At 31.1% G+C, this 1,181-nt stretch carries 1 protein-coding gene; it reads left to right on the forward strand.

Annotated elements, in window-relative coordinates; all coding sequences use genetic code 11:
* Positions 1 to 133: 133 nt before the first annotated feature.
* A complete protein-coding gene (locus VDP25_RS17585) occupies positions 134 to 1,051 on the forward strand; it encodes an AraC family transcriptional regulator (protein WP_299252918.1) in 918 nt (305 codons plus the stop codon).
* Positions 1,052 to 1,181: the final 130 nt, after the last annotated feature.

The raw sequence follows: 1,181 nt of genomic DNA on the forward strand, positions 1-1,181 counted from the left end.
ATATAATTTATAGCTGCTTCTTGCCTACTGTCGAAAAACCTCACGGTTTTTCTATTTCGGTTTTTATTTGTTAACTTACTCGCTTATAACACGCAACAAATCATATACGAGACCGTTGTACAGCATTTAAGAAATGACATTAACAGATAAAGAAATACAAGCTGATTACAAAAATCGAATTAACCGAGTTTTTGAGTTTATTGACCAAAACTTGGAATCGGACTTATCGTTAAATGCAGTTTCGGAAATTGCTTTTTTCTCACCATTTCATTTTCATCGAGTTTTCAAGTTTGTTACAGAAGAAACTCTAAATGAATACGTAAAACGAAAAAGAATAGAAAAATCAGCATCTGATTTGTTACATAAAAACATAACAGCAACTGAAATAGCACATAAATATGGATTTAGTGATAATTCTTCCTATTCCAGAGCATTTAAAAAGTATTTTGGAGTAAGCCCGACTGAATTTAAAAACCAAAATCCGAATAAATTTAGCAAGATTCGTCAACTTAAAAGCAAGAATGGACAAGAATATCCTGACTATGAAAAATACATTTGCATCATTAATAATCTAAAAAAATGGACAGAAATGAATGCAAAAATTGAAATTAAAGAAATGCCAAAAATGGATTTGGCGTATGTGTCAAGTATTGGACCACAAAATCTTGAATCTGCCTATCAAAAATTAATGAAATGGGCTACACCTCAAGGTTTGATGAATGAACAAACTAAAATGGTTACGATTTATCACGACAGTTTTAAAGTTACAGAACCGAACAAAGTAAGAATGAGTGCTTCGATTTTGCTAAATAAAACAGTTGAAGCGGATGGCGAAATTGGACTAACTTCAATTCAAAAAGGAAAATTTATTGTAGGTAGTTTTGAAATTGGGCTGAATGAATTTGAGAAATCGTGGACGGGACTATTTTTATGGATGAATGAAAACGGATATAAAAAAGCTGACAAAAACCCTTTCGAGATTTATCATAACAACTTTAATGAGCATCCCGAAAGAAAGGCAATTGTTGACCTTTACATACCGATTGAATAATAAAAACGCTGTACAACAAAGTACTGTGGTAAAAAACAAGTAAAAATGTATTAATTTTTCACTAAAGTACTTTTATAATTTCCATCATATATTAATCCTGATTTAGCTAGTGCAAAGGCCTGTTTTAGTA

The organism is Winogradskyella sp. ECml5-4, from assembly GCF_036903175.1.
In the GTDB taxonomy this organism is placed as follows: Bacteria; Bacteroidota; Bacteroidia; order Flavobacteriales; family Flavobacteriaceae; genus Winogradskyella; species Winogradskyella damuponensis.